This window comes from Variovorax sp. P4_D9 (genome assembly GCF_056401695.1).
Genome location: NZ_JBFUIU010001309.1, coordinates 1 through 1743 on the forward strand (window position 1 = coordinate 1; position 1743 = coordinate 1743).

Genomic DNA, 1743 nt, shown 5'->3' on the forward strand with positions numbered 1-1743 from the left:
ACGTTTACACGTCGCGCCCCGTGCGGGCGCGTGGGTTGAAACAACCCGAGGGCGATCAGCCAAGAGGCATCCGCCGGTCGCGCCCCGTGCGGGCGCGTGGGTTGAAACCACGCCCGTGTCATTGGTAGTGTCGTCGCTCGCCATGTCGCCCCTGCCCACGTTCATGTGCAGCGATATGGGCTTGTTCCAACCGACAAACTTCTCGGGCAGCTCCGCCGGCAAGGGAGCTATCCGGTTGATGGCCACTACATCGACTCCTCGGTTCGGGGGCGTAGGGCTGTGACGTGCAGATGCTATCCGTGCTGCTCCGGGCAATCCAGATAGGCATCGATCGCGTCGAGGCCACTGGGGACCGCGGAAGCCGCTATGACGGGCTGCGAGATTGCGGACGGTCGAATTGAATTCGCGCCGACAGCCCCAGGAGCGCCTCAATTTGTCCAGCCGCGCGCATCACTTGGTACACGTCCACATCTTCCATCGTTGTGGCTTCTCCGACAAAATCAGACAGGTATGCAGTCGAACTGTTGATGACCCCTTTGCGGGCACATACGACGTGTGCGACGGACTCCGCCTCGACTTCTCTTCGATCGGATTGCGCCCATCGCCGGTCCGGCACCCCTAGAAATTTGTCCGCTCCGAGATGCCCCAAGTAAAGATGCGCCAGTTCATGGGCGATCGTCACGAATTGCACGTTGTAGTCGTGATTGCGGTTGATGCTCAGTTTGTAGGCTGACGGCGAACGAGGTGCGATCTTGAGTTCACTCTGGCTCGGGCGCCTCACCACCTCGATGGCACCCGCRCTCCCGTCGCCCCCGTCGAATTCGACGCAATGAACCCCCTTTTTGCCGAGCAGTTGGGCGAACCCTCGCACCATCTCCAGCGTGGCGGCGCCCTGTGCCGCGAACGGCGAGACACCGTCGGGCAATGGCTCGCCTTCGGTATCAACCACGTCATAGACAAGTGCCACGGGCCCGAACGGCCACAAAATCAGCAAAGGCCGGGCCCGTTGCTTGACTGTGCGCGAGAAACGCTCGCGCCAGTCCATCCTGGATGCTGCGAAGAGCAATCCAGGCTTCTGGACCTGCAGCAGCAAGGCATTGAAGGGAGCGAAATTGCGCATGGAGACCACGAAGGCGAGCAGCCGTCGATAGTCTTCGCTGCTGCGGTAAAGGCGTGCATCGTCTAGAAGTTGGTCCAGTAGAGCTCTCTCCGCCGCGTGTTCAAGTAGGTCGATCTGATGCACGATTGTCCCCGTGGTCACCTTGAAATAGCGCTCGCGATATTGAGAGCGCCATGGGCGTACGAGATTAAACCCTACCTCGGGTCCATCTACATGACCGTGAAGTTCGTCCCCGGTGCGGCCGGGCTGGACCGTCGAATCGGCGGATCTGGACGAGGTTGCCGAAGCTGAGCCCGGGGCAGAGACTGAACCCGCGGAAGGGGTCTCTTCCAAAATCGAAACATAGCAGGAACAGCGATGAGGCGTCCCGGTACGCGACGATGGCCCGCAAGCACTGGACGACTTGGCTGCCGAATAAGGTCGCGGCGCTCAAGGTGGAAGACCAATTGCAGCCGACACTGCAGACCGTTGGCATGGTGGCGCAGGGAGCGGGTGCTGGAACTGATGCATGAAGTGTTCCGGGCGGAGAAGAAGTCGCACTCCACTGTACATCTGGTCGACTTGTTTGCCCCAGCGCTTATGCCAGAAGTCGCACTTCAGCCGGAGGTCACGCCGAACCTTGC

General features: G+C 60.8%; 2 protein-coding genes. Both read right to left on the reverse strand.

Features of this window, described 5'->3' with window-relative positions; genetic code table 11:
• Positions 1-246, reverse strand: a 246-nt coding sequence (locus tag AC1DY5_RS54295; protein WP_478122470.1) for a hypothetical protein, incomplete at its 3' end; no start/stop codon positions are given.
• 118 nt (positions 247-364) lie between these two features.
• Positions 365-1243: an ImmA/IrrE family metallo-endopeptidase gene (locus AC1DY5_RS54300; protein ID WP_478122471.1), complete on the reverse strand. Its 879-nt coding sequence runs from the start codon at positions 1241-1243 to the stop codon at positions 365-367.
• Between the last annotated feature and the right edge of the window lie 500 nt (positions 1244-1743).